The following is a 26,214-nucleotide window of genomic DNA, read 5'->3' on the forward strand; positions in this document are numbered from 1 at the left end:
CGGTGGTTGTTAACCGGGTGGCCCCCCGCAGGACGCGCAGCCGTGCCCGTCAGTACTCCGGAAGGAATGTGCGCAGCGCATGACACCCCGACTCGCCGTCGTCGTCCCCGTCTACAACGTCGAGGAGTTCCTCGGCCCCTGTCTTCGGTCACTGGCCGAGCAGACCATGCCGGATCTCGAAGTCGTCATGGTCAACGACGGTTCCACCGACGGGAGTGCGCGCATCGCCCGCGAGTTCGCCGCCGGGGACGGCAGATTCAGGCTCGTCGAGCAGGAGAACGCGGGACTCGGGGCGGCCCGCAACGCGGGGGTGCGCGAGGCGCGGGGGACACACCTGGCGTTCGTCGACAGCGACGACGTCGTACCGCTGGACGCGTACGAGCGGATGCTCGCGGCACTGGAGAAGTCAGGATCCGACTTCGTCACCGGCAACGTCCACCGGCTGCGCTCCGGCGACAGGAGCGAGCAGTCGCCGATGTTCCGCAAGGTGATGGAGAGCGACCGCAGCGGCACGCACGTCACCCGCGACTGGGACCTGCTCGGCGACCGCATCGCCTGCAACAAGGTCTTCCGCAGGGACTTCTGGGACCGGCACGCGTTCGTCTTCCCCGAGGGCGTGCTGTTCGAGGACACCCCCGTCATGATCCCCGCCCACTTCCTCGCCGAGTCCGTCGACGTACTGAAGGAGCCCGTCTACCTCTGGCGCGACCGCGACGGCTCCATCACGACCCGGCGCGCCAAGCCCCGCGCCGTCCGCGACCGCACGGCCGCCGTCCTCGCGGCCAGCGGATTCCTCGCGGCGAAGACCACGGAGGCGGCGGGCACACCGCGCGCGAAGGTCTTCGCCCGCGCCAAGCGGCGCTACGACGCGACCGTGCTCGCCGGGGATCTGTGGCTGTTCATGGAGGCCCTGCCGCACGGCGACGCCACGTACCACGACGCCTTCATGGAGCAGGCCAACGCCTTCGTCGACACCGTCGACCCCGCGGTGCTCGCCGCGCTGCCGCTCCCGCTGCGCGTGCGCTGGCAGCTCATCCGCCAGTGCCGGGTCACCGAACTCCTCACCTTCATGGCGTTCGAGAAGTCCCACCCCGGCGCCTTCCGCGTCCGCGGCCTGCGCGCACGCCGGGCCGACTTCCCCGGGGTCGGAAGCCTGCCGCGCGAGACCGTCGCCCTGAAACGCTCCGACCTGCCGCTCACGGCGGAACTCACGCACGCCGCCTGGGACGAGCAGGGCAAGCTGCGGCTCAAGGGCTACGCCTACATCCCCAACCTGCCCGCCGGGCGGATCGGGGCGCGCGCCAGGGTCGCCTGGCTGCGGGCAGGGCGGCGGCGCGTCCTTCCGCTGAAGCTGCGCACGGTGCGGGCGCGCGAGGCGACGTACCGCTCCAAGCAGGGCCTGCACAGCTACGACCGGTCGGGGTTCGAGACGGTCATCGACCCCCGCAGGACCGTCACCAAGGCGCGCAGCACCACCTGGAAGGTGGAGATGGGCGTGGTCAGCGGGCTCCTGCCGCGCACGGGCCCGGTGCGCACGAGCGCGGCGCCGCGGCTTCCCGTGCGGTATCTGGAGGAGTTCCTGCGGGTGGCCGTCACCCTCAGCAAGGGGCGCCTGCGGCTGCGTACGGAGCGGGTGGCGGCGCGGCTCGTCGCGCACGAGGGATGCGGCGGTGTCGTACGGCTGCACGGCAGGCTCGCCCCGGGGGAGTCGCAAGCCGTCGACGCCCTGCGCATCGAGAACTGGCACACCAAGGAGGCGCACTACGCCAAGGCCCTGGTCAACGGCCGCGAATTCAGCGCCGATGTGCCGCTCGGCCTCTTCCACGCCGGTGCGGACGCGCGCACAGGCCGGCCGCGCAAGGCCGAGCCCTGGGGCGTCGCGCTCGTCCGCGAGGGCGGCGGCCGCACACCGCTCGCCGCCCGCCCCGATGTGCCGCCGGGGCGCTACGGCCTGCTGCCGGGGCGTGAACTCCTCGTCCTCGCCAACGCGTCGGGCAACCTGGAGCTGCGCGACCAGACCGTACGGCCGCTCGTCGACAGCGTGACCTGGGACGACGAACTGCTCATCGAGGGCAGCCACCCCGACACGGCGGCCCGCGCGGGGGAGCTCGTCCTCGTCCACGGCGGGCACGGCGACGAGGCCGTGACGCCGGTACGGATCGAGGGCGGCCGGTTCACCGCGACGCTGCGCCCCGAGGCCGTGCCGGGCCCCGGCGGCACCCTGCCCCTCGCCGAAGGACGCTGGAACCTCTTCCTGCGCGAGCCGGGCGAGAGCGACCCCGAGCAGTACACCCCGGTGTGCGTGGCGCCGGGCATGAGCGGTGAACTCCCGCTCGTACGCACCCGGTCGGGCCGTGACATCAGCCTGAAGCGCCACGCCCACGACGGCCTCCATCTGCGCGCGGGCTCCGCGCTCCCCATGGCCGACCGTGGCGGCCCGCGCCAGCGCCGCCTGCGCGAGGTGTACGCGGAGCGGCGCGGCGAGCAACTGCGGGACGCCGTCCTGTACTGCAGCTTCGACGGACGGCAGTACTCGGACTCGCCCCGCGCCGTGCACGAGCACCTGGTCGCCAAGGGCGCCGACCTCGAACACCTGTGGGTGGTCCGCGACCAGCAGGTGGCGCTGCCCGGGAGCGCCACGCCCGTCGCCCTGTGGAGCGCCGAGTGGTTCGACGCCCTCGCCCGCTGCCGCTACATCGTCACCAACACCCAGCTGCCCGAGTGGTTCGAGCGGGCGGATGGCCAGTACGTCGTACAGACCTGGCACGGCACCCCGCTCAAGCGCATCGGCCTCGACCTCGCGGGCCGCTCGTCCGGAGACCGTGCCTACATGGACACCCTGCCCGGACGCGCGGCCCAGTGGAGCGTGCTCGTCTCGCCGAACCGCTTCTCGACGCCCGTCCTGCGCCGCGCCTTCGGCTACACCGGAGAGGTCCTGGAACGCGGCTATCCGCGCAACGACCTGCTGCACGCCCCCGACCGCGCGAAGGTCGCCGCCTCCGTGCGCGAGCGGCTCGGCATCCCCGAGGGCAGCCGCGTCGTCCTGTACGCGCCCACCTGGCGCGAGAACCAGCCCAAGCAGGCGGGCCGCTACGGCCTCGACCTCCAGCTCGACCTCGACGCCGCCCGACGCGCCATCGGCGACGACCACGTGCTCCTCGTCCGCAGGCACTACCTCGTCGGCGGCGCCGTCCCCGGCTCGGACTTCGTGCGCGACGTCACCCGTCACCCGGACGTCAGCGAACTGCTCCTGATCAGCGACGTCCTGGTGACGGACTACTCGTCCCTGATGTTCGACTTCGCGCAGACCGGCCGCCCGATGCTCTTCCACACCTACGACATCGACCACTACCGCGACACCCTGCGCGGCTTCTGCTTCGACTTCGCGGCCCAGGCGCCGGGACCGCTGCTCGCCACCAGCGACGAGGTGATCGCCGCGCTGCGCGACCCGCAGGCAGCCACCGCCGCGTACGCCGACGCGTACGACAGGTTCCGCGAGGTCTTCTGCGATCTGGACGACGGGAACGCGGCCGCCGGAGTCGTGGACGCCATGCTTGAGGGAGGCCGCGCATGAGGACGCCGGAACTGCACGACGTCAGCTGTGTCGTGGTCGCGGGCCCGGACACCGACGCGCTCGAACATTCGGTGCGGTCCGTGCTCGACCAGACGATGGGCAACGTCGAGGCGGTCGTCGTCGACCCCGGTGCGGACGGACCCGCCCGGGAGGCGGCACAGGCGCTCGCCGCCGATCAGCCGCACCGGGTGCGCCTGGTCCGTGCCGGGGGCCCGATGTCCGTGGCCGCGTCGCGGAACCTCGGGCTCGACGCGGCACGCGGGCGGTACGTCATCGTGCTCGGCGAGGGCGAACTCCTGGAACGGCACGCCTGCCGCAACCTCTTCGACGCCGCGCGCACCACAGGGGCCGACCTGGTGGCGGGGCGCTGGACGCGGCTCACGGCAGGCGGCAAGAAGCAGCGGGGCCCCGGCTGGCATCCTCAACTGCACGCGCGGACGAGGAGCGTGGAGAACCTCGCAGACGTCCCCGAACTCGTCGCCAGGGACTCCCTGGTCACCGGGTTCTGCGTCCGCAGGGACTTCCTCCACGCGGCGCGCCTGAGGTACGCGGATGACCTCGTGCACAGCGAGGTCCTCTTCGGCGTCGAGGCCGTCCTCGCGGCGCGCGGCATCACCCTCGTACCGAACCTCATCACCACCCACCGCGCCGAGCCCGATCACGCCCGCGAGACCCCCGCACTCGCCGAGGCCAACGACCGCGTCGCGGCCCTCCTCATCACCCTGGGCCGCCTCGACCTGTGCGACCGGCGCGAACGGGCCTTCCTCACCGATCACGTACTGCCCTGCGCCCGTACGTTCCCGCAGCTCACCGCGGCGGACCGGCGCCGGGCCACGGCCGAACTCGCCCCGCACCTCGAAGCCCGGGCGGACACCCGCGCCCTGGACGCCCTCGAACCCGTGGAGCGGGTGTGCGTGCGGCTGCTCGCCGAGTGCGACACGGACGGCGTGCTCGCTGCCGCGTACGCCCTTGGACGGCCCGGCACCGTCGTGTCGGAGCTGACCGAGTGGGAGGGGAAGGTCTACTGGCGCGCGGACGGACTCGACGACCCTCGCGTACGAGAAATGCTCGACGTCAGTGAACTCGGCCACCAGCACAGGGGGTTGGGCGACGTGCGTCTCCTGAACCGCCTCACCAGATGCGCCGTGAAGGGCGGCAGGGCGGTCCTCGAAGGGAAGGTCGTCCTGCCCGGCGGTCTGGTGCCCGACCGGCCGCCGCTCACCGCCTGGCTCGACGTGCGGGTGCGCGGCACGAACACGAAACGGCGCGGCTTCCGCGTACCCGTGGAGGAAGTGCACTACGACGGCGGCGCCGTCGTCTGGCGCGCCACGGTGGAACTCACCGCCGCGCTGCGGGACCTCGGCATCCGCGACCGGGCCTGGGAGCCGCGGCTTCAACTCGCCGCGGGCGGCCAGGACATCACCACCGAACTCGTCGCCGAACAGGAGACGGTGGGTGCGGTGGGTGCGGTGGGGGCGATGGGGACGGGCCACGGGATCACCGTCACCGGCGGGAACAGGCTGGAGCTGCGCCTCGCGCCCCGCCACCGCGCCGCCCGCACCGTGCGCGCGGCACTGCACTACGCCACCCACTTCCGCCCCGCGCGCAAGCTGAGGCTCCGGGTGCGCGCCCTGCGCAAGAGGTGGGACAGGCTCAGCGGCAAGGCGTTCAAGCTGCGCGTCTACCGCCGTGTGCTGCGGCGCCTCCCCGTCAGCAAGGGCGCGGTGGTCTTCGAGAGCCACACCGGCAAGTGCTACGGCGACAGCCCCCGCGCCGTCCACCAGGAGATCCTCGACCGTGGCCTCCGGCTGCGCTGCACCTGGTCGTACGCCGCCTCGCCCGACGGATTCCCCGACACGGCCCGTCTCGTGCGCCGTTGGTCCTGGCGCTATCTGTGGGCCCTGGGCCGCGCCGAGTTCTGGATCGACAACCAGGGCTTCCCGCACGCCCTCGCCAAGCCGCGCCACACCACGTATCTCCAGACCTGGCACGGCTCCGCGTACAAGCGGATGGGCTTCGACGAGGCGCGCCTGAAGACGCAGAACGCCCCGCAGCGCGAGCGGCTCCAGGAGGCCGTCGACCGCTTCGACCACTTCCTGGTGCGCTCCGAGCACGACGTGAACACCCTGGCCCGCGCCTACGGCATCTCCGACGAACGGCTGCTGCGCTGCGGCTACCCGCGCAACGACCGCCTGGTCGCCGCGCGCGCCCGCGACGAGTCGTCGGGCCGCTTCCCGAGGCCCTCCGTCGCCACCGACCTCGGCATCCCCGACCACAAGACGGTGGTGCTCTACGCGCCGACGTTCCGCGGTCTGCCCTCGGGCAACAGGCCGGTGCGGCTGCCCCTGGACGTGCGGGGGTTCGCGGCCCGCTTCGGCGACACCCACGTACTCCTGGTGCGCGCCCACTACATGGAGGCGGCCAGCCTCCCGGCGTGCCCGCCCGGCACCGTCATCGACGTCTCGGCCCACCACGACGTGAGCGAGCTGCTCTGCCTCGCCGACGTCCTGGTGACCGACTACTCCTCGATCATGTTCGACTTCGCGCTCCTGGACCGGCCGTTGGTGCACTTCGCGCCCGACCTCGACGCGTACGCGGCCGAGCGGGGCAGTTACTTCGCGCTGCGGGACGACGCGGGCGGGCCCGTCGTCGAGACGGAGGAGGAGCTCCTTCGCGTGCTCGCCACGCTGAAACAGGCCGACGGCGCGTGGGCACAGGCCCGGCGGGCGTTCGCGGGGCGGTTCGGCGTGTACGACAAGGGGCGGGCCGCGGCCGACGTGGTGGACGCGCTCTTCGGTGAGCGGTTCGGGAACAGCGAGCGGTTCGGAAGCACGGAGAAGAGGGGCGACGCATGACCACGACGACGACGATCGCGAGCGGGCCGAGCACGACGAAGAGCCGCGACCTCTTCCTCGTCGCGAACACCGTCGACGAACTCGGCGGCGTCACCGCCTGGGCCCACCAGATGGCCCGGCTCTTCCAGGGCAACGGCCACCGGGTGCACGTCATCGGCGTCCACGAGGCCGAGCTGAAACTGGCGCTCCCCGACGACCTCGGCTACCCCGTGACCAGCCTGTACGGCGAGCATCCCGCGACCCCGCGTCCGGCGCGCGGCCTCGGCCGCCTGAACGTGGTGGCGCGCTGCCGCGAGTCGGCGAGGGCCGCCGCCCAGCGCCGCGTCGTGGACCGGCTCTCGGAGCTCTTCCGTGCCGCACGCCCCGGCGCGGTCGCCATCGTCACGCAGGTCTGGCCCATGGAGTGGATCAGGGAGGCGGACATCGCGGGCCTGCGCGTCATCGGCATGAGCCATGAGTCGTACGCCTACACCCGTGCCTGTCACCGCTACCGCGCGGTCAAGCGCAGCTACCCGTCCGTGGACCGCTGGCTCGCCCTCACCCAGGAGGACGCCGACGACTGGATCGCCGACGGCATGCACAACGTCGGCGCGATGCCCAACGCCCTCGCGCACCTGCCCGCGGTGCCTTCGCGGCGCGAGGGCAAGGTGGTGTGCAGCATCGGCAGGCTCGCCGACCAGAAGGGCGTCGACATGCTCGTCGACACCTGGGCCCTTGTGGCTCCGCAGCGGCCCGACTGGACGCTGCGGATCTATGGCGCGGGCGCGGACGAGGCGGACCTCAGACGGCAGTGCACGCGGCTCGGTCTCGACGGTTCGGTGGAGTGGCGGGGTCGCACCAGCGATGTGCCGGGCGTCCTTGCCGAGAGCTCCCTCTTCGTGCAGTCCTCGCGGGGCGAGGGGTTTCCGCTGGCCCTGATGGAGGCCATGGCCAGCGCGGTGCCGTGCGCGGCGTTCGACTGCGCGCCGGGCGTACGCGAGATCGTGCGCCACGGCGAGGACGGCCTTCTCGCCCCCGCCGGCGACGTCGAGGCCCTCGCCGACCGCGTCCTGCGCCTCACCGGCAACCCGCGGCTGCGGGACGCGATGGGGGAACGGGCCCGGATGAACGTGCAGCGGTTCTCGCAGGCGCGGGTGCTCGAGCGCTGGGAGGCGCTGTTTGAGCTGCTTGAACGGTGAGTGCTCCTGCGGGTCGGTGGGGGCTGGGCGCGCCGTTCCCCGCGCCCCTTACGGGGCGCGAGGACCCGGCGTCAGGTACGGCCCGAGCGGGCCAGCAGCGACGACAGCAGGCCCCTGGCCCTGCTCCCCGCCCCGGTGGTCGGCATGGACGGTGCGGGCGCCGGGGTCTGCTGCTCCGGGGCCGCCTCGCCCGCGTGGCGTGACGGCGGCTGCTCCGGCGGGGTCGCCTTCTTGCCGCTGATGCGGATCATCGGGAGGCCCGCGACCTCCTCGGCGCCGTGCCACATGTCGTCGCGCCCCTTCAGGAACGCGGCGAGGTCGGCGTGGATCGCGTCGTAGTCGCCCCACGTGCCGTAGAACTTCGTGGCCGTGATGCAGAGCGGTTTGAGCCCCGTGCTCGCCACCGCGCCCCATGTCGCCGCGGCTACCCCCGGACAGTGCTCGGCCCGGAAGTCGTCGAGCACGACGATCCCGTCCTGCCCGAGCACCTCACGGGCGGCGGCGATGTCCGCGTGGACGTGCTCGTACAGGTGCGAGGCGTCGATGTGCACGAAGCGGCAGCTGTCCGCCTCCACGTGCGCGGTGATCCCCGAGGACGGCTCCTGGACGATCTGCGGCAGCCCCTCGTGGAAGGAGCGGTAGTTGGCCTCGAAGGCGCGGCGCGTGAGCGTGGCGTACGAGCGGCCCATCTCGGCGGAGTTGGCCTCGTCGGGGGCGGGCGAGTCGAAGAGGTCGCAGACCGTGAAGGTCTCCTCCGCGCGCAGGTACGCGCCCATGAAGATGGCGCTCTTGCCCAGATACGCGCCGAGCTCGAGCAGATCACCCCGCTCGGCCCTGTCCAGCTGCCTGCTCATGATCCAGTCGAAGAGCACCTGGTCGACCGGGTGGAACCAGCCCTTCACATCGGAGAGTCCGCGTGGCCGCGGCAGCTGACCGGGGGCGTCGGCGGGCTTGGTGGCTGTGGAGGCTGAAGCGTTCTGCATATCTGGTCCCGTAGGTGGGGGGATGAGGAGGACAGTGCGGCGGACGCGTGGGGGCGCCGGAAGCACGGTGCGGCGGGATGCGGTGCGGTCAGAAGCGTCGAGTGGGCCGGGAGGCGTCGGCCCGAGGCAGCGGCTCATCGGCGCTCCCCGCGGCAGGCGCCGGGTGCCGGTCCGCCAGTGGCGCCACAGACGGTAGACCCCCTGCCTCACCGAGCACCACATGCCTCACAACCCGTTCAGCCGCCCGCCCGTCGTCGTACACGCAGAAGCGGTCTCGGAACGCCGCGCGCAGCTGTGCCGAGCGCGAGCCGCGCCAGTGCCCGGTCGCGAAGATGTCGGTGAGCTCGTCCTCGCTGCGGGCGATCGCGCCCGGCGGGAAGCGGCGCACGTCGAAATAGGTGCCGCGGGTCGCCTCGTACGCCTCCCAGTCCTCGGCGTGCAGGACGACGGGCCGGTCGAGGTTGGCGTAGTCGAACATCAGTGAGGAGTAGTCGGTGACCAGGGCGTCGGAGGCCAGGCAGAGGGACTCGACGCTCGGGTGGTCGGAGACGTCGATCAGGCGGCCCGCCGAGGGCGCCATGGGTGCCCCGTACGAGTGATGGGCGCGGGTGAGGATGACGAAGCGGGGGCCGAGGTTGTGCAGCACGCGCTCCAGGTCGAGGGAGCGCAGCTGCGTGTGGCGGTAGTCGCGGTGGGTGGGCGCGTACAGGATGGCGACGGCGCCCCGGGGGATGCCGATGGTCTCGCGCAGGCGGGCCACGTCGGCGGAGCTCGCCCGCTGGTAGATGTCGTTGCGCGGGTAGCCGTACTCCAGGGTCGTGTAGGAGGCGGGGAACACGCGCTCCCAGACCAGCGTCGAGTGCCGGTTCGCCGACAGGAGGTAGTCCCATTTGTCGGCGTTGCGCATGAGCGCGGCGAAGTCCATGCCCCGTGCGGCGGCCGGGCGGTCCTGGAGGTCGAGGCCCATCAGCTTCAGGGGGGTGCCGTGCTGGGTCTGGATCATGATCTGGCCGGGGCGTTTGACCATCCTGCGGTCGAAGTTCACGTTGTTGACGAGGTACTTGGAGCGGGCAAGGGCCGTCCAGTACGCCGCCGTGCCGGGGCGGAGCCTGCGCGTCGCCGTCGGCAGGGTGTGGTGGTGGACCGGGTCCGCGATCCACGCGGTGCGGATGTGCGGGGCGTGCTCGCGCAGCGCGGCCTCCAGGGCGCCGGGGTTGCAGCCGTAGCCGCGTCCCCAGTACGAGGAGAAGACGGCACGGTCGGCGCGGACCGGCAGGTGCAGCTGGATGCGGTAGTGCAATTGCAGCACGGCGCCCTTGGAGCGGCGCCGCGCGGTGGCCGCGTACCGCGCGGCCCTGGTTCTCAGGCGCATCGCCGTCCACAGGGTGCGGTACGTGCGGTGCGTGCCCAGGCGTACGAGGCCGTGCCGCAGCCGGGTGCTCGCGCGCGGGCGTGCGCCGGGGACGCGGTAGCGGCGGTAGTGGGTGCGGGCCTTGCGCAGGAACGCGGGGCGGCTGCCGCGCGGGAGGCGGTCGCGCTTGGTGAAGACCGTCGAGAGGTGGTCGACCATCCGCCGGAAGAGGAGGGGCCGCCAGGCCGCCGAGAGCTCGGGGTGCTGGTCGAGGAACGTGAAGACCCGCTCGTACTGGTCGAAGATGTCGAAGTGCCGACGCGTCGTGGTGCGCAGGATGCTGCCGCGGCGGCGCTGGAGGTAGTGCACGCAGACCCGGTCGAGGGTGGCGATCGTGCCCGCCTTCATCAGGACCGGGTACGTCCAGGGCGTGTCCTCGTAGAGGCCGGGCGGGAAGGTGAAGCCCTCGCGCTCGATGAAGTCCCGGCGGTAGGCCTTGTTCCAGGCGACCATCAGGAGCCGCAGCAGGCCGGGCCTCTCGCTCAGCGGGAAGGGGACGTCGCCGTCTTCCTTGAGGAGCCCCGAGAACTGGTTGCGCACGGCCTCGCCCGACCAGAACACGCGCGCGTAGTCGTAGATCAGGACGTCCGGCTCGTCCGTCTCCTTGATGCGGTCCGAGATCGCGTGCAGGGAGTCCGGGGTGAGGGTGTCGTCGCTGTCGAGGAAGATCAGGTAGTCGCCGGTGGCATGCTCCATGCCCGCGTTGCGGGCCCTGCCAAGGCCCACGTTCTCCTTGAGGTGGACGGCCCTCACCCGGGTGTCACCGGCCGCGCACTCGTCGATGAGGGCGCCGCACGCATCGGGTGAGCAGTCGTCGACCACGATCAGTTCGAGGTCCGTGAACGACTGACCGAGGACGGATCCCAGGCATGCGTGCAGATACGCCTGCACCTTGTACACGGGCACGATGACACTGAACCGGGGCAAGGCACATCCATGGGTCGGCGGGGGCGTACTGCCCGGCAACGCCCCGACCGCCGGTCGGGTTACGCCGACGCGGCATCCGGGGGACCCGCGTTCGGGGGACGGACGTGAGCGAGGCGGCCCCCGTCCTCGTGGGCCGCCTCACTCGTCGTCGAACGCATGCGCCTATCCGTGGCCGACCGGCTACTTCACCGCGCCCGCCATCACACCGGACACGAACTGCCGCTGGAACGCGAAGAACACGGCCAGCGGGATCACCATCGAGATGAACGCGCCGGGCGCCAGGATCTGCACGTTGTCGCCGAACGACCGCACCTGCTGCTGGAGCGCGACCGTGATCGGCGGATTCTTGGAGTCGGCGAAGATCAGCGCGATCAGCATGTCGTTCCAGACCCAGAGGAACTGGAAGATGCCGAGCGAGGCGATCGCGGGCGCGCCGAGCGGCATCACGACCCGGAAGAAGAGCCGCAGCTCACCGGCCCCGTCCAGGCGTGCGGCCTCCAGGAGTTCGCGGGGGATCTCCGCGAAGAAGTTCCGCAGGAGGAAGATCGCGAACGGCAGACCGAACGCCACGTGGAAGACGACCACGCCGACCGTCGTCTCGAAGATGCCGATCGCGCCGAAGATCTTCGACACCGGGAGCAGCGCCACCTGCACGGGCACCACGAGCAGCCCCACCACAGCGAGGAACCACCAGTCGCGCCCCGGGAACTCCATCCACGCGAAGGCGTATCCGGCGAGGGACCCGATGATCACGACGAGCAGTGTCGCCGGGACGGTGATCGTGATGCTGGACAGGATTGAGTCGGTGATCGTCTCGTCCTTGAGGAGGTTCGTGTAGTTGTCGAGGGTCAGCTGCGACGGCGCGGTGAACACCTTCCACCAGCCGCTCTCCGCCATGTCGGCCGAGCTGCGCAGCGACCCGAGCAGCAGACCGACGGTCGGCACCAGCCAGAAGAGCCCGACAAGGACGAGGAAGACGCGTACGGCGGTGCCGCTCAGGACGGAGGCGATCCGCCCGCCGAGCGACTGCTTGGCCTTCACCACTTCGACTTGGGTGGTCATCGCTGTCGCTCCCGCCGCAGTCGCCGGACATTGAAGAGCATCACCGGGATCACGAGGAGGAAGAGCAGCACGGCGATCGCGCTCGCCACGCCGGAATCGTCATCGAGGAACGCGGAGTTGTAGAGCTGAAGGGCCAGGACGTTCGCGTCGTCCTTCGACGAGTTCGGCGGGATGATGAAGATCAGGTCGAAGATCTTCAGTACGTTGATCATGAGCGTGACCGCCACCACCGCGAGCACCGGAGCCAGGACCGGCACGGTGATCCGGCGGAAAACCTGCCACTCGTTGGCGCCGTCCACGCGGGCCGCCTCCAGGAGTTCACGCGGCACACTCGCGAGCCCGGCCGCGATCAGGACCATCGCGAAGCCCACCCAGATCCACAGGTACGAGCCGATGACCGCGGGTGTGATGAGGGAGGGGCCGAGCCAGTCCACGCCGTTGTAGGGCTCTCGGAAGTTCGACGCGGGGAAACGGAGTTGAGCCCCGTCGGCCTCCTTGGGAAGCGCGAAGGTGCCGTCGCCCGCCGCCTCGGTCGAAGCCACCACCTTGCCGTCCTTGACGGCCTCGACCTTGATCCCGGCATAGCCGAACTCGGTCTTGTCCGGGGCGTTCATCTCGCCCCTGCCCTTGCCGCGCGTGAAGTCCTGCCAGGCAGTGCCCGTGACCTTGTCGGGGTCCGGCTTCGCGGCCGCCGCGGACTTGGCGTCGTCCGGCATGTTCTCCGGCGCCACGCCGGTCAGCGGCAGCGCCACCGGAGAACCCGCGCTGACCGGCTCACGCGTGATGAAGGCGCCACCGCCCGCGGACTTCAGGGGCGACTCCGTACTGGGATGCGCCTGCGGGAAGGAGGACGACTTGGCGAACGTGTCGTGCACGCCCACGATGACGGCGTTGGCGACACCCCGGTCGGGATCGGACTCGTACACGAGCCGGAAGATGATGCCGGCCGCGAGCATCGAGATCGCCATCGGCATGAAGATGACCAGCTTGAACGCCGTGCCCCAGCGGATCCGTTCGGTGAGCACGGCGAAGATCAGGCCGAGGCCGGTCGCCAGGGTCGGGGCGACGACCACCCAGATCGCGTTGTTCTTGACCGCGGTCAGGATGGTGTCGTCCGTGAACAGGGTCTTGTAGTTGCCGAACGCCGTGAAGTCGCCCGACTTGTCGAAGAAGCTGCGGAAGACGGAGTACCCGATGGGGTAGAGGACGAGCGCGCCGAGCAGCACCAGGGCGGGCAGCAGGAAGAGCACCGCCATGCCCCTGTGCGTTCCGGTCACGCTCTTGCGCGGCTTGGGAGCCGGGGACAGCGCCGAGCTCGGCGTGCCCCCGGCGTTCGCGGACGCCATCGCGTCAGTCCTTGTAGGCCTTGGCGGCGGCCGTCTCCAGAGCCTTCTGCGTGCCCTCGACGTCCTTCGGGTTCTTCAGGAAGTCCTGCAGCGCCTTCCACTCCCCCTTGCCGGGCGTGCCGCCGAAAGCCTGCGGGGCCTGGTCGGACATGTCGAAGCGGATGTCGTCGCCCGCCGCGATGAGGGCCTTGGCGATGCTCCGCTGCACGTCGTTCGGGTACGCCGCCATGTCGAGGCTCTTGTTCGGCGAGACGAAACCGCCCGCCTCGGCCCAGATCTTGGCAGAGTCCGGAGACGCGAGATAGGTGAGCAGGGCCTGGGCGCCCTTGGTTTCCTTCAGCGCGACGGCGGCGTCACCGCCGACGACCGCCGGGGACTCGCCCCCGACCGCGGGGAACGGGAACACCTTGGCGTCCGTGCCGATCTCGGCCTTCGTCTCCGAGATCGGCAGCGAGACCATGTCGCCCTCGAAGACCATGCCCGCCTTGGGCTGGTCGCCGCCGGTGAAGGTCTGCTTGACCGACACGGGGAACTCGGTCTGCAGCGCGCCGTCGGCGCCGCCCGCGACGAAGCCCTTCGTGCCGAAGACCTGGCCGAGCGTGGTCAGCGCCTTCTTCACGGACGGGTCCGTCCATTTGATCTCGTGCTTGGCGAGCTGGTCGTACTTCTCGGGGCCCGCCTGCGAGAGGTAGATGTTCTCGAACCAGTCGGTGAGGGTCCAGCCGTCGGCGCCCGCGACCGAGATCGGCGGTACGCCGGAGTCGTACACGGTCCGGGCCGTCTTCATGAAGGCGGACCAGGTCTTGGCCGGCTTGGCGCCCGCGTTGTCGAAGACCTGCGTGTTGTACCAGACCAGGGACTTGTTGGCGGCCTTGAAGTACACGCCGTACTGCTTGCCGTCGACGGTACCGAGGTCCTGCCAGCCCTTCGCGTAGTTCTTGTCGAGCTCCTTCTGCGCCGCGGGCCCGACCGGCTTGGCCCACTTGTTGGCCACGGCCTGCTTGATCGCGCCGACCTGCGGAAGCATCGCGACGTCCGGCGGCTGACCACCCGCGACCTTCGACTCCAGGAAACTGATGATGGGATCCTGGGCGGGTACGAAAGTGACCTTGGCCCCGGTCCGCTTCTCGAACTCGTCGAGAACCTTGAGGAAGACCTTCCGCTCCGAGCCGCCCCATACGGCGGCGACGGAGACGGTCTGCCCGTCCAGCTTGGGCAGTTGAACCGCGGCGCCGCTCTCCTTGCCGCTGGCCTTGCCCCCGCCGTCCTTGTCGTTGTTGTCGTCGCCACCGCACGAGGTGACGGTGAGCGCGAGCGCGCTCGCGACGACTGCCGCGGCGATTCTGGCGGTGGTACGCCGATGGTGCGGTGCCCTGCGTGTACGAAGAGTGCTGCGCATCACTGCCCCGTTCTCTTCCCTGGTCCCTGGCGAGTCCGTGCGGCCTGTCTACGCCCGCGCGGGGAGAAGCGGCAAGAGCGCCAACCATGACAACGGGTTGATCGTGATGGCGTTGTGACGTGCCGTCATGAGCTGGTCTGTTCTTCGTTGTGGGCAGGCGTTCCGCAGGGCGGAACGGGTGGGCGCAACGCAGCAGTGCCGGGCACCAATAGAAGAGGCGCCCGGCACAAGCAGCAACGCAGAGCTACAAAAGGGACGGCACCTGATCCGCGGCAACAGAGCGCGCGGCCCGCTCCAGGGCGCTGGCGAGGAGGGCCAAGTCGGTAGGCCCGTTACCGAGTTCACGGACAGGGCGGCGGGCCGGAGGGTCGCCCATCCGCTCCCACTCCAGAGGAACAACCGTGGGCCGCAAGGTGGACGTACGAGGAATCCGCCCCGTAACCCGCCCCGCCTGAAAGGGACTCACCCGCCCCTCGGCGGTACGAAGCTCCCCCCGCCCCGGGGCAGGCTCCTCCGCCCCAGGAGAAACCGCGTCCAGAGCGATCCGCACGGCGGCCCGCCGCCCCAGCTCGGTCTCGGGCATCCGCTCACTGCGAGCCGTAGTGGCGACGAGATGCACCCCGAGCCGCTCCCCGTCCCGGGCGACAGCCTCGAGCGCCCGCACGACGGACCCCGCCGCAGGCCGCCCCGGCGACCCGAGCGCAGGCGAGAGCAGCGCGTCGAAGTCATCGACGAGCACGACGAGCCGAGGCAACGGAGGTCCGGGCTCGACCCCCTTGCTGACAGCGACGGGCCGCAACCGCATCGTGGAACTCGACGGCGGCTCAAGATCGCCCCCGCCGCTGCCGGAACCGCTGACGGAAGACGCCCGCGTATGCCACTCGGCGAACCCGAGCCGTCCGAGCAACTCGGCCCGCCTCTTCAGCTCGGCGGTCAGGGACTGGGCGAACTCCCGCATCCGCACGGGGTCGTTGGCGGCCAGGTGTGTGGTGACGTGCGGCAGGTCCATACAGACCGCGAGGCCCTCGACCAGCCGTACGTTCCCCCCGTTCGTCCCGCTGTTCCCGCTCCCCGTGCTGTCCCGTCCGTCGATGAGGACCATGCCGAGACGGTCGGGACGCTCCGCCGCGGCCAGCGACGCGGCGATGGACCGCAGCAGTTCCGTACGACCGCTCCCCGAAGGGCCCTCGGCAAGCACGTGCGGACCCTCGGTGGAGAGGTCCACGACCACGGGCCCGCGCGGCCCGGCCCCGAGCACCGTCCAGGCCCGCCCGCCCGACGCCTCCGCGTCGTCGGCGGCAGCGGCCCACCGCGCCATCAGGGACGCGGGCGTGGCTCGGGCTAGTCCCAACTCGTCGAGAAGCCGCGCCATTTGGGGCAACGGAGCAGACACGCGCGCGTGCCCGTCGCCGGGCGCCCCGTCCGTGCGGAAAGGCGCCAGGGCGCGCGCGAACCGCTCGGCCCAGGCCTGCGACACCGCGTCCACCGCCGCGATGGTGCCGTGTCCCGCCGGATGCCCGTCCACGGTCCGCAGCAGCCGAAGGGCGGTCGCCACGTCGCCGCTGAGCAGCGCGACGGCACCGCAGGCGCGGAAGGCGGGCGATACGGAACAGGCGGCTTCGTACGTGGCGGACACCGGCGACGCGGGCGACGCGGCGGGCGTCTCCGCCAGGCAGACGACGTGGATCCCGGCGCTGCCCCCTTCGCGCGCGAGCCGCGTCACGGCTTCGCGAAGACCGGCGGACCCGGGATCGCCGTCCACCACGACGACGGTGCGGGACCCGGCGTCCAGGGGGCTCTCGGCGGGGCTTTCGGCGGCCCTTTCGGCGGCGGACGCCTTGTCCGCCACGTAGTCCTCGAGGCGCCGGAGCAGCTCTCCCGTACGCGCTGCCGCCTGCTCGCGGTCGTAGGCGAGGAGGAGGCGGCAGTCCTGGCCGTGCGTGGGCCGCAGATGCGGGAGCCAGCCGAGCCAGGACCACTCGGCTGCGCGCTCCGGTGTGGGCCGTGCCCGGTCCGTGCTGAGCAGCACGATCTCCAGGGCGTCGGGGGAGTGCAGCGCCGCGAGCTGGGAGACGACGGCACGGGCGAGCCCCGTGAGCCGCTCGCGCGGTCCCGCGAGGCCGAGTGCGCCCGCCTCCCGCAGGCTGACCGTCACGGGAACGGCGGGCAGCAGGCCGCGCTCGTCAGGGGCCGTGCGGTCGACCGTGCCGAGCCTGACCGCGAGCGCCTCCGGGTGGCCGGGCCCGCGCTCCCAGAGCCGGGGGCCCGGACCGAGCGCCGTGAGCAGCAGGGCGGCGGGGTCGGGCCAGGACTCCGGGGTCCGCGCGGCGGCGGCCACCGCGAGATCCTCGGGGGTGGGAACCGCCGGTTGCGGGGGCGAGGCGCCGTCCCCCGTCGTTTCGTACATGTCGTCTTCGTAGCCGCTCTGCCCCGGCTCGTCGTCACGGGCGCCCGTGATCCGCCGGGCCCAGGCGGAGAGGCCGCCTCGTTTGCGCAGGTTGCGCGGCACGGTCGTCCCGCGCGCGGGGGTGCCCAGGCGGGTGCTCTCGGTGTCCGGGGCGCCGCCCTGCTGGGGCACGAGCGGCACATCGGTGAGGGAGGTCCGGCCGTACTCCCCTTGCGTTCCCTGCGTCCCGTCCCGGCCGTCGTCGCCGGCGGAACCCCAGCCCGCGGAGCCGTAGGCGTGATGGGTGCCGCCGGAGGGCGCGTGGCCCGCTCCGGGGGGCGCACTCCGGAGGTCGTCAGCGCTCGGGCCGCTCTGGCCGCTCGCGGCGACCCGCACGCGCACGTGCCCCTCGCCGTCCGCCGCCGTCGGCAGCGCGCCGCCCGTCCCGTCCCCGGTGGTGAGCCGCAGCGCCGACTCGCCGAGCCGCAGCAGGGAGCCGGGGGAGAGGCGCACCGGCTGGTCGGTGATCTCGCGGCCGTCCACCGTCGTGCCGTTCGTGGAGCCCAGGTCCGTGACGGTGACCTGGCCGTCCGGGGCGAGCGTCACCGCGCAGTGCAGTCGGGATACGTCCGGGTCGTCCAGCGGGACGTCCGCGTCCCCCGAGCGGCCGACGCGGATCTGGCCGCCGTGCAGGAGGTGTACGCCGCCCGCGTCGGGGCCCGCGATGACGTGCAACTGGGCGGCGGCTGATGCGAGTTCGGGTCCTGGCTCGGCGGGGGAGCCGAGCGAGAGCACCGCTCCGTCGATGAGCGGGGGCTCCCCGATGGTGCAGCGCTGGGCGTCGAGCCGCTCCGACTCCGCGTACAGGACGACCGGTCCCTCACCGCCTGATACGACCGCGGCGAGGCCGGAGGCGACAGTGGCGAGCGCGGTGCCCGCGGGGGCGGTGACCAGCACGTCACAGGCGCCGCGCGGCACGGCAGGACGGCCCTGGGGCTCGGCGGTCTGGCCGCTGCGCGGCCCGAGGACGGTCAGCCGGATCTGCATCGCCGTCAGCGGTCCCTTCTGCCCTTGCCGCAGGGCGCGGGGACGCGCGCTGTACTCGCGCTGTGATTCCCCCCACCGCACACGGCCACATCGGCCAGTAACAAGAAGGCATCTTCGCACCTGCCGCTGACAACACGCCCGGCGGCCACCCGTAAGTGATCTTGATTGGTCGGCTCTGCTCGGAAAAGTGCCTGCTTGGACCGTTGCGATCACCGGTCGGCGCATCGTGACGAAGGTCAATTCGACGCCCATCGGCAACCAACGGCGTCAGTGGAGCGTCTTTCCACCGAACAGTTATCCGGTCAGCTGCCCGGCCACCCCGTGGCCGGGTCGGAATGAGACCGGCCGGTGCCCCGTTCGGCGGCACTAGAGTGGGTCGGAACACCCTCCGGCGGGTAGCCGGGTACGGACAGACCAGTCAGATCAGTAGATCAGCAGGGAGCCTGACGTGCGGCCGGTAGGCAGCAAATACCTGCTCGAGGAGCCGCTCGGTCGCGGCGCCACGGGCACCGTCTGGCGGGCCCGCCAGCGCGAGACCGCGGGTGCCGAGGCGGCAGTCCCGGGCCAGCCCGGCGAGACCGTCGCTATCAAGGTCCTCAAGGAGGAGCTCGCCAACGACGCGGACATCGTGATGCGCTTCCTGCGCGAGCGATCCGTCCTGCTCAGGCTGACGCACCCGAACATCGTGCGGACCCGCGACCTGGTCGTCGAGGGGGAGCTCCTCGCCCTCGTCATGGACCTGGTCGAAGGACCTGACCTGCACCGCTATCTCCGTGAGAACGGCCCGTTCTCGCCGGTCGGCGCGGCCCTCATGACCGCCCAGATCGCCGACGCCCTCGCCGCGAGCCACGCGGACGGAGTCGTGCACCGCGACCTGAAGCCCGCGAACGTCCTGCTCAAGCAGGACGCCGACGGCTCGATGCATCCGATGCTCACCGACTTCGGCATCGCGCGCCTCGCCGACTCCCCGGGTCTGACCCGCACCCACGAATTCGTCGGCACGCCCGCGTACGTGGCGCCCGAGTCCGCCGAGGGCCGCCCGCAGACCAGCGCCGTCGACATCTACGGCGCGGGCATCCTCCTGTACGAGCTCGTCACCGGCAGCCCGCCCTTCGGCGGCGGCTCGGCCCTCGAAGTCCTGCACCAGCACCTGAGCGCCGAACCGCGCCGCCCCTCCACGGTCCCCGACCCGCTGTGGACGGTCATAGAGCGCTGCCTCAGCAAGAACCCCGACCACCGCCCCAGCGCCGAGAACCTCGCGCGGGGCCTGCGGGCCGTCGCGGAGGGCGTGGGCGTGCACGCGTCCAGCGCGCAGATCGCCGCCGCGGAGGGCGTGGGCGCCCTCCTCATGCCCGACCCGTCGCCCGCCGCGGTGCCGGGCACGGCCGGTGCGGCCGACCCCACCCAGGTGCTTCCGAACAACGCGGGGTCGTACGACCCCAGCGCGCCGACGAGCGTCATGCAGAACACCGGCGGCCATGGCTCCGGGGACGCCGACCCGACGTCGGTGCTGCCCACCGGCAGCGGCAGCCGCGGCGCGGCCGACCCGACGGCCGTCATGCCGCCGGTGCCGCCGAACCAGCCCGGCGGCACCCCGGACGACCAGCATCCCTGGCAGAACCAGATGCGGGCGGCCCGGGACCGCAACGAACAGACGCAGGTCCAGTCGTACATGGACCCCAACGACGACCCGCTGCGCCGCCGCCCGCAGCGCCAGGTGGCCCGCCCGCAGCAACAGCAGCCGCAGCAGCGCCCCCAGCAGTACGCGCCGCAGCAGCAGCGCCAGCAGCGTCCCCAGCAACAGCAGTACGCTCCCCAGCCTCAGCAGCAGCAGTACGCGCCGCCGCAGCAGACGCCGCCCCAGCAGCCGCCCGCGGGACGGCCGCCGCGTGAGCCCAGGCAGCGCGGCTCGAACCCGAACCGGATGAAGATCCCGGGTCTCGGCTGCCTCAAGGGGTGCCTCTTCACGATCATCATCCTCTTCGTGGCGAGCTGGCTCGTCTGGGAGCTGAGCCCGCTCCAGGAGTGGATCGGCACGACGAAGGGCTACTGGGAACAGCTGACGGACTGGTACGACACGGTGTCCAGCTGGATGGGGAAGGTGGGCGGCAACTAGCCGCGACCGGCCGCCCTGCGATCAGTGGTGGGCGAATCCCCGACCGAGTCTGGGGATTTGTCGACACCTGCAGGGTGATTTCTGCTCCTGGAGTGAAGGTTGGCGTCGAGGCCGCGTAGCTTTGTCGCCAACACGCATCCGTAGGAGCAGTCTTGGCACGCAAGATCGGCAGCCGGTACACCGCCCACCAGATCCTTGGTCGGGGCAGCGCCGGCACGGTGTGGCTCGGCGAGGGACCCGAGGGTCCCGTCGCCATCAAGCTGCTGCGCGAGGACCTGGCGTCCGACCAGGAGCTCGTCGGCCGCTTCGTCCAGGAGCGCACGGCGCTCCTCAGCCTCGACCACGCGCGCGTGGTGGGCGTCCACGACCTGGTGGTCGACGGCAACGACCTCGCCCTGGTGATGGACCTGGTCCGCGGCACGGACGTGCGCACCCGCCTGGACCGTGAGCGGCGTCTCGCTCCGGAGGCGGCGGTGGCGATCGTGGCGGACGTCGCTGACGGCCTCGCGGCGGCGCACGCAGCGGGGATCGTGCACCGTGACGTGAAGCCGGAGAACGTGCTGCTCGACATGCAGGGCCCGCTCGGCCCCGGCGGCTCGCACCCCGCGCTCCTCACGGACTTCGGGGTGGCGAAGCTGATCGACTCCCCGCGCCGCACCCGCGCCACAAAGATCATCGGCACGCCGGACTACCTCGCCCCGGAGATCATCGAGGGCCTGCCCCCGCGCGCGGCCGTCGACATCTACGCGCTCGCGACCGTCCTGTACGAACTCCTCGCGGGGTTCACGCCGTTCGGGGGAGGCCACCCCGGGGCGGTGCTCCGCCGCCACGTCACGGAAACGGTTGTGCCGCTCCCCGGCATCCCGGACGAGCTCTGGCAGCTGATGGTCCAGTGCCTTGCGAAGGCCCCGGCGTCCCGCCTGCGCGCCTCGGAGCTGGCGGCGCGGCTGCGGGAGCTGCAGCCCCTGGTGGCGGGGATGCCGCCGCTCGACGTGGACGAGCCGGATACGGAGCCGCTCGAGGAGGAGGCGCAGGAGGAGCCGGCGCCGGAGCCGGCCCCGGGCGCTCCACGCCGTGGCGCGGTCCCTCTCGTCCCCGGGTCGTCCCCCGACTCGAACCGGGACACGCACACCTCCATGCGCGTGCCCGGCCCCGACGAGCTCGCCGGGGGCGCCCGCGGCACGGCTCGCGCCCCTCGCGCGTCCGGCGCGGCCCGCCCCGGCTCCGCCCGCCACCGCGCCTCGGCCCGCCGCCGCAGGATCACGCTCGGCGTGGCGGGGGCGGTTCTGGTGGCCGCGGCAGGCATCGGTACCTGGGCGGCCACGAACGGCGACGACGCGGACGCGACCCCCCAGGACCAGAAGAACTCCTCCCCCGCAACACCGTGACCCCGGACTCCCCCCCCCCCCCCCCGGGACAGGCTCGGCCGGAGTGGACCGGCAGGCGGAGACAGGGCCCGAGGCGGGCAACCCGGCGCCCGTGCCCCTACGGGCCCGGCCCGACGCGGGAGGACCCGGCCCGGACGGCGGGCCCGGACAAGCCGCTCGGCAGGGGCGGCGACCACGCCCCCGTAGCCGCGAGGGAAGACCGCTTGCCCCCAGCCGTTAGGCTGGACCCGTGGCAGTCGTCGATGTATCCGAAGAGCTCAAGTCCCTCTCCTCGACCATGGAGTCGATCGAGGCCGTCCTGGACCTCGACAAGCTGAGGGCAGACATCGCTGCGCTCGAGGAGCAGGCGGCCGCGCCGTCCCTGTGGGACGACCCGGAAGCGGCACAGAAGATCACCAGCAAGCTGAGCCACCTCCAGGCGGAGGTCCGCAAGGCCGAGGCGCTCCGTAACAGGATCGACGACCTCAGCGTGCTCTTCGAGATGGCCGAGGAGGAGGACGACCCGGACACCCGCGCCGAGGCCGAGACCGAGCTCACGGCCGTCAAGAAGGCGCTGGACGAGATGGAGGTCCGCACCCTCCTCTCCGGGGAGTACGACGCCCGTGAGGCTCTCGTCACCGTCCGCGCGGAGGCCGGCGGCGTGGACGCCTCCGACTTCGCCGAGAAGCTGCAGCGCATGTACCTGCGCTGGGCAGAGCGCCACGGCTACAAGACGGAGCTCTACGAGACGTCGTACGCGGAAGAGGCCGGCATCAAGTCGACCACCTTCGCCGTCCAGGTCCCGTACGCCTACGGAACGCTCTCGGTCGAGCAGGGCACCCACCGTCTCGTCCGCATCTCGCCCTTCGACAACCAGGGCCGTCGCCAGACCTCCTTCGCGGGCGTCGAGATCCTCCCGGTCGTCGAGCAGACCGACCACATCGAGATCGACGAGTCCGAGCTGCGCATCGACGTCTACCGCTCGTCGGGCCCCGGCGGCCAGGGCGTGAACACGACCGACTCCGCGGTCCGCCTGACGCACCTGCCGACCGGCATCGTCGTCTCCTGTCAGAACGAGCGCTCGCAGATCCAGAACAAGGCGAGCGCGATGAACGTCCTCCAGGCCAAGCTCCTCGAGCGCCGCCGCCAGGAGGAGCAGGCGAAGATGAACGCCCTCAAGGGGGACGGCGGCAATTCCTGGGGCAACCAGATGCGTTCGTACGTCCTGCACCCGTACCAGATGGTCAAGGACCTGCGCACGGAGTTCGAGGTCGGCAACCCGGAGTCCGTTTTCAACGGCGAGATCGACGGCTTCCTCGAAGCGGGAATTCGCTGGCGCAAGCAGCAGGAGAAGTAAGCGCCGCTTTATCGACAAGGCAACGTAAGGCAACTGCCGCCCAAGAGGCGGCAGTTGCCTTTTACGTCACAGTCACATCTCCGTACGCCGGTCAACTGCTGCTATTTCAGACATCGCTCGCGCAACGACCTTGACGTTGCTCGGGAAACTGGAAAGGCTAGCGAGCGGCATGCGTATCTCTGGGGCGCGTGTGATCTGTGGGGGCGGATTCAGCGCTCCTGACGAACGCGGACCCGGACGCTGCCTCACTGACGATTCAGCTACTGGGGGTAGCAGCCAGATGACCAAGAAGACGCGGATCCGCGTTGCACGCATAGCGGCAGGTGCGGTGATCGCCGCCGGTGCTTCGCTGACCGCCGCGGGTGCCGCCTCGGCCCTCGACGTCGGCGTCGACCTCGGCGGCGGTGTGGGCGCGAGCGCCAGCGCCGACGAGAACGGCATCGGAGTCGACGTCGGCCTCGGCGACGACGAGACCGAGGACCCCACCGACCCGCCCACGGAGATCCCGACGGAGCCCACCGAGGGCCCGACGGACCCCACGGACGACCCGACGGACCCCACCGAGGAGCCCACGGAGCCCACCGAGGACCCGACGGACCCGGGTACGCCCACCGACGACCCGACGGACCCCTCGGACCCGGGTACGCCCACCGAGGGCCCCAGCGACCCCGGTAACGGCAACGGCACCGGTGGTGGCGGCAACGGCGGCAACGACAACGACCCTGACGGCGGCGCCAACAACCCCGTCGAGCAGGGCAAGGGCAAGGACAGCCTGAACGACACGGGCTCCGCCCCGGTCGAGCAGGGTGACAAGGCCGACAAGGGTGAGCTCGCCGAGACGGGTGCCGCCGAGACCACGTTCCTGCTCATCGGTGCCGCGACGATGATCGCCGGCGGCATCGGCTTCCGCGTTCTGCCGCGCTTCGTCGGCAACCGCGGCGCCGCTGCCTGATAAAGGGCATCGGCACGGCACGTACGTATGACATGACATGACAGAAGGGCCCGGAGCAGCCAGCTCCGGGCCCTTCTGGTGTCCTGGTACGCGCCTGCGGCGCACTGAAGCGCGCCGAGGGGCGCTAAGCGGTCTGGTGCGCCAGCAGGGCCACTGCCGCTATCAGCACGACGAGCAGTCCTATCAGGGCCGCAGGGCTGAGGCCGCCGAACGGCCCCTCTTGCTGCATGCGCTCGCGATTGGCCCGGCACACGGGGCAGCGGCCTTCGCTCACGGGCGACGCGCAGTTCGCGCACACCAACCTGTCGTAGGTCATGCGCTCCTCCTCCCGCACAGTCACAGCCTGCCCAACGCTAGGGGGAACTCAACCGTTCCCCCTACCACTGTGCCAGCTTCCACGAGTTTCGGCGCGGCCCGCCCGTCCTCGTCGGTTTCCGGCTGTTACGTTCCGTGGTATATCCGCGACAATTCGCGCAACTCAGGACGCTGACTGCGCTCCGCTACCCGCTTCGCGTATGGTCACGCTCACCTACCCCCGGCGACCCGTGGTGCATCCGTGATCCGATTCGACAACGTCTCCAAGGCCTACCCCAAGCAGACCCGGCCCGCCCTCCGGGATGTCTCTCTGGAGATCGAAAAGGGCGAGTTCGTCTTCCTGGTGGGCTCTTCCGGCTCCGGAAAGTCCACCTTCCTGCGTCTTGTCCTGCGCGAAGAGCGCACCAGCCACGGCCAGGTGCACGTCCTCGGCAAGGACCTCGCCCGCCTCTCCAACTTCAAGGTGCCGCACATGCGGCGCCAGTTGGGCACCGTCTTCCAGGACTTCCGTCTCCTTCCGAACAAGACCGTCGGCGAGAACGTCGCCTTCGCGCAGGAAGTCATCGGCAAGTCCCGCGGCGAGATCCGCAAGTCCGTCCCCCAGGTCCTCGACCTCGTCGGCCTCGGCGGCAAGGAGGACCGGATGCCCGGCGAGCTCTCCGGTGGTGAGCAGCAGCGGGTGGCGATCGCGCGAGCCTTCGTCAACCGCCCCAAGCTCCTGATCGCCGACGAGCCGACAGGCAACCTCGACCCGCAGACTTCGGTCGGCATCATGAAGCTGCTCGACCGGATCAACCGGACCGGCACGACCGTCGTCATGGCGACCCACGACCAGCAGATCGTGGACCAGATGCGCAAGCGGGTCATCGAGCTGGAGAAGGGCCGTCTCGTCCGCGACCAGTCGCGCGGCGTCTACGGCTACCAGCACTGACGACCCGTACTGATCCACTGCACTGATCCACTGAAAGGGAGCCATGCGCGCCCAGTTCGTCCTGTCGGAGATCGGCGTCGGTCTCCGCCGTAATCTCACGATGACCTTCGCGGTCATCGTCTCCGTGGCCCTCTCGCTCGCCCTGTTCGGCGGCTCGCTGCTCATGCGTGACCAGGTGAGCACCATGAAGGGCTTCTGGTACGACAAGGTCAACGTATCGATCTTCCTCTGCAACAAGGCCGACGCGGAGCAGGATCCCAAGTGCGCCAAGGGCGCGGTCACGAACGAGCAGAAGGAACAGGTCAAGGTCGACCTGAAGAAGATGCCCGTCGTGGAGAAGGTCGAGTACGAATCGGCCGACCAGGCCTACAAGCACTACAAGGAGCAGTTCGGCGACTCGCCGCTGTCCAGCTCCCTCACGCCGGACCAGATGCAGGAGTCGTACCGCATCAAGCTGAAGGACCCGGAGAAGTACCAGGTGGTCGCGACCGCCTTCTCCGGGCGTGACGGCGTGCAGTCCGTGCAGGACCAGAAGGGCATCCTGGAGAACCTCTTCGGGCTGCTCAACGGCATGAACTGGGCCGCGCTCGCGGTGATGGCGCTGATGCTCGTCGTCGCGCTGATGCTGATCGTCAACACGGTGCGTGTCTCCGCGTTCAGCCGGAGACGTGAAACCGGGATCATGCGGCTCGTCGGCGCGTCCAGCTTCTACATCCAGATGCCGTTCATCATGGAGGCCGCCGTCGCCGGGCTCATCGGTGGCGGTGTCGCCTGCGGAATGCTCCTCGTGGGCCGGTACTTCATCATCGACCACGGGCTCGCGCTCTCCGAGAAGCTGAATCTGATCAACTTCATCGGGTGGGACGCGGTCCTGGCCAAGCTGCCGCTTGTACTCGCCATCAGCCTGCTGATGCCCGCGCTCGCCGCGTTCTTCGCGTTGCGCAAGTACCTGAAGGTGTGACAAAACCCGCTGGAGCATTGGGGCGCTGTGCGGTTCAACCGACCGTA

General features: G+C 71.1%; 16 protein-coding genes. 9 read left to right on the forward strand and 7 right to left on the reverse strand.

All coding sequences use genetic code 11. The annotated features are described in order from the left end of the window. Positions 1 to 79: 79 nt before the first annotated feature. Genes ACWFRJ_RS06485 through ACWFRJ_RS06495 form a run of 3 tightly spaced genes read left to right on the forward strand, consistent with a single transcriptional unit; the run spans position 80 to position 7,607 of the window. Positions 80 to 3,574 (forward strand): bifunctional glycosyltransferase/CDP-glycerol:glycerophosphate glycerophosphotransferase, encoded by a 3,495-nt coding sequence (locus ACWFRJ_RS06485; protein WP_453525118.1) that lies wholly within the window; start codon positions 80 to 82, stop codon positions 3,572 to 3,574. Continuing rightward, positions 3,571 to 6,429: a CDP-glycerol glycerophosphotransferase family protein gene (locus ACWFRJ_RS06490; RefSeq protein ID WP_453525119.1), complete on the forward strand. Its 2,859-nt coding sequence runs from the start codon at positions 3,571 to 3,573 to the stop codon at positions 6,427 to 6,429. The genes ACWFRJ_RS06485 and ACWFRJ_RS06490 overlap by 4 nt, the downstream gene beginning before the upstream one ends. Further along, positions 6,426 to 7,607, forward strand: a complete 1,182-nt coding sequence (locus tag ACWFRJ_RS06495) for a glycosyltransferase (RefSeq protein WP_453525120.1) — start codon at positions 6,426 to 6,428, stop codon at positions 7,605 to 7,607. Before ACWFRJ_RS06490 ends, ACWFRJ_RS06495 begins: the two co-directional genes overlap by 4 nt. A 71-nt stretch (positions 7,608 to 7,678) precedes the next feature. Here the strand turns inward: ACWFRJ_RS06495 and ACWFRJ_RS06500 are convergent, their stop codons facing one another. The 6 genes from ACWFRJ_RS06500 to ACWFRJ_RS06525 all read right to left on the reverse strand — a co-directional run bounded on the left by ACWFRJ_RS06500 (position 7,679) and on the right by ACWFRJ_RS06525 (position 18,168). Beyond that, on the reverse strand, positions 7,679 to 8,590 hold the full coding sequence (locus tag ACWFRJ_RS06500) for a class I SAM-dependent methyltransferase (RefSeq protein WP_453525121.1): 912 nt from the start codon (positions 8,588 to 8,590) through the stop codon (positions 7,679 to 7,681). A gap of 88 nt (positions 8,591 to 8,678) precedes the next feature. Continuing rightward, positions 8,679 to 10,928 carry a bifunctional glycosyltransferase/CDP-glycerol:glycerophosphate glycerophosphotransferase gene (locus ACWFRJ_RS06505; RefSeq protein ID WP_453525122.1) on the reverse strand — a complete coding sequence of 750 codons (2,250 nt, stop codon included), beginning with the start codon at positions 10,926 to 10,928 and terminating at the stop codon, positions 8,679 to 8,681. A gap of 180 nt (positions 10,929 to 11,108) precedes the next feature. Then, positions 11,109 to 11,990 carry a carbohydrate ABC transporter permease gene (locus ACWFRJ_RS06510; RefSeq protein ID WP_453525123.1) on the reverse strand — a complete coding sequence of 294 codons (882 nt, stop codon included), beginning with the start codon at positions 11,988 to 11,990 and terminating at the stop codon, positions 11,109 to 11,111. Next, the gene (locus ACWFRJ_RS06515; protein ID WP_453525124.1) at positions 11,987 to 13,336 is read right to left on the reverse strand and encodes a carbohydrate ABC transporter permease; all 1,350 of its coding nucleotides are present in this window, start codon (positions 13,334 to 13,336) and stop codon (positions 11,987 to 11,989) included. The genes ACWFRJ_RS06510 and ACWFRJ_RS06515 overlap by 4 nt, the downstream gene beginning before the upstream one ends. Before the next feature lie 4 nt (positions 13,337 to 13,340). After that, complete coding sequence (locus ACWFRJ_RS06520) at positions 13,341 to 14,735, reverse strand: ABC transporter substrate-binding protein (protein WP_453525125.1); 1,395 nt, start codon at positions 14,733 to 14,735, stop codon at positions 13,341 to 13,343. A gap of 244 nt (positions 14,736 to 14,979) precedes the next feature. Beyond that, positions 14,980 to 18,168, reverse strand: a complete 3,189-nt coding sequence (locus ACWFRJ_RS06525; RefSeq protein ID WP_453525126.1) for an FHA domain-containing protein — start codon at positions 18,166 to 18,168, stop codon at positions 14,980 to 14,982. Positions 18,169 to 18,616: 448 nt separating this feature from the next. Between ACWFRJ_RS06525 and ACWFRJ_RS06530 the strand changes: the two genes are divergently transcribed. The 4 genes from ACWFRJ_RS06530 to ACWFRJ_RS06545 all read left to right on the forward strand — a co-directional run bounded on the left by ACWFRJ_RS06530 (position 18,617) and on the right by ACWFRJ_RS06545 (position 23,960). Beyond that, the gene (locus ACWFRJ_RS06530; RefSeq protein ID WP_453525127.1) at positions 18,617 to 20,284 is read left to right on the forward strand and encodes a protein kinase domain-containing protein; all 1,668 of its coding nucleotides are present in this window, start codon (positions 18,617 to 18,619) and stop codon (positions 20,282 to 20,284) included. A 152-nt stretch (positions 20,285 to 20,436) separates the two neighbouring features. Beyond that, a complete protein-coding gene (locus ACWFRJ_RS06535; protein WP_453525128.1) occupies positions 20,437 to 21,672 on the forward strand; it encodes a serine/threonine-protein kinase in 1,236 nt (411 codons plus the stop codon). Between the two features lie 229 nt (positions 21,673 to 21,901). Continuing rightward, positions 21,902 to 23,008 carry a peptide chain release factor 2 gene (gene prfB / locus ACWFRJ_RS06540; protein ID WP_453525129.1) on the forward strand — a complete coding sequence of 369 codons (1,107 nt, stop codon included), beginning with the start codon at positions 21,902 to 21,904 and terminating at the stop codon, positions 23,006 to 23,008. A gap of 280 nt (positions 23,009 to 23,288) precedes the next feature. Beyond that, on the forward strand, positions 23,289 to 23,960 hold the full coding sequence (locus ACWFRJ_RS06545) for an LPXTG cell wall anchor domain-containing protein (protein ID WP_453525130.1): 672 nt from the start codon (positions 23,289 to 23,291) through the stop codon (positions 23,958 to 23,960). Between the two features lie 124 nt (positions 23,961 to 24,084). On the opposite strand, the gene ACWFRJ_RS06550 is transcribed toward ACWFRJ_RS06545, so the two are convergent. Further along, a complete protein-coding gene (locus ACWFRJ_RS06550) occupies positions 24,085 to 24,276 on the reverse strand; it encodes a hypothetical protein (protein ID WP_389908534.1) in 192 nt (63 codons plus the stop codon). A gap of 240 nt (positions 24,277 to 24,516) precedes the next feature. Between ACWFRJ_RS06550 and ftsE the strand changes: the two genes are divergently transcribed. Then, a complete protein-coding gene (gene ftsE, locus ACWFRJ_RS06555; RefSeq protein ID WP_030788113.1) occupies positions 24,517 to 25,206 on the forward strand; it encodes a cell division ATP-binding protein FtsE in 690 nt (229 codons plus the stop codon). Between the two features lie 43 nt (positions 25,207 to 25,249). Beyond that, positions 25,250 to 26,167 (forward strand): permease-like cell division protein FtsX, encoded by a 918-nt coding sequence (ftsX, locus tag ACWFRJ_RS06560; RefSeq protein WP_453525131.1) that lies wholly within the window; start codon positions 25,250 to 25,252, stop codon positions 26,165 to 26,167. The last annotated feature ends 47 nt before the right edge of the window (positions 26,168 to 26,214 follow it).

Source organism: Streptomyces sp. NPDC055239 (assembly GCF_053606205.1).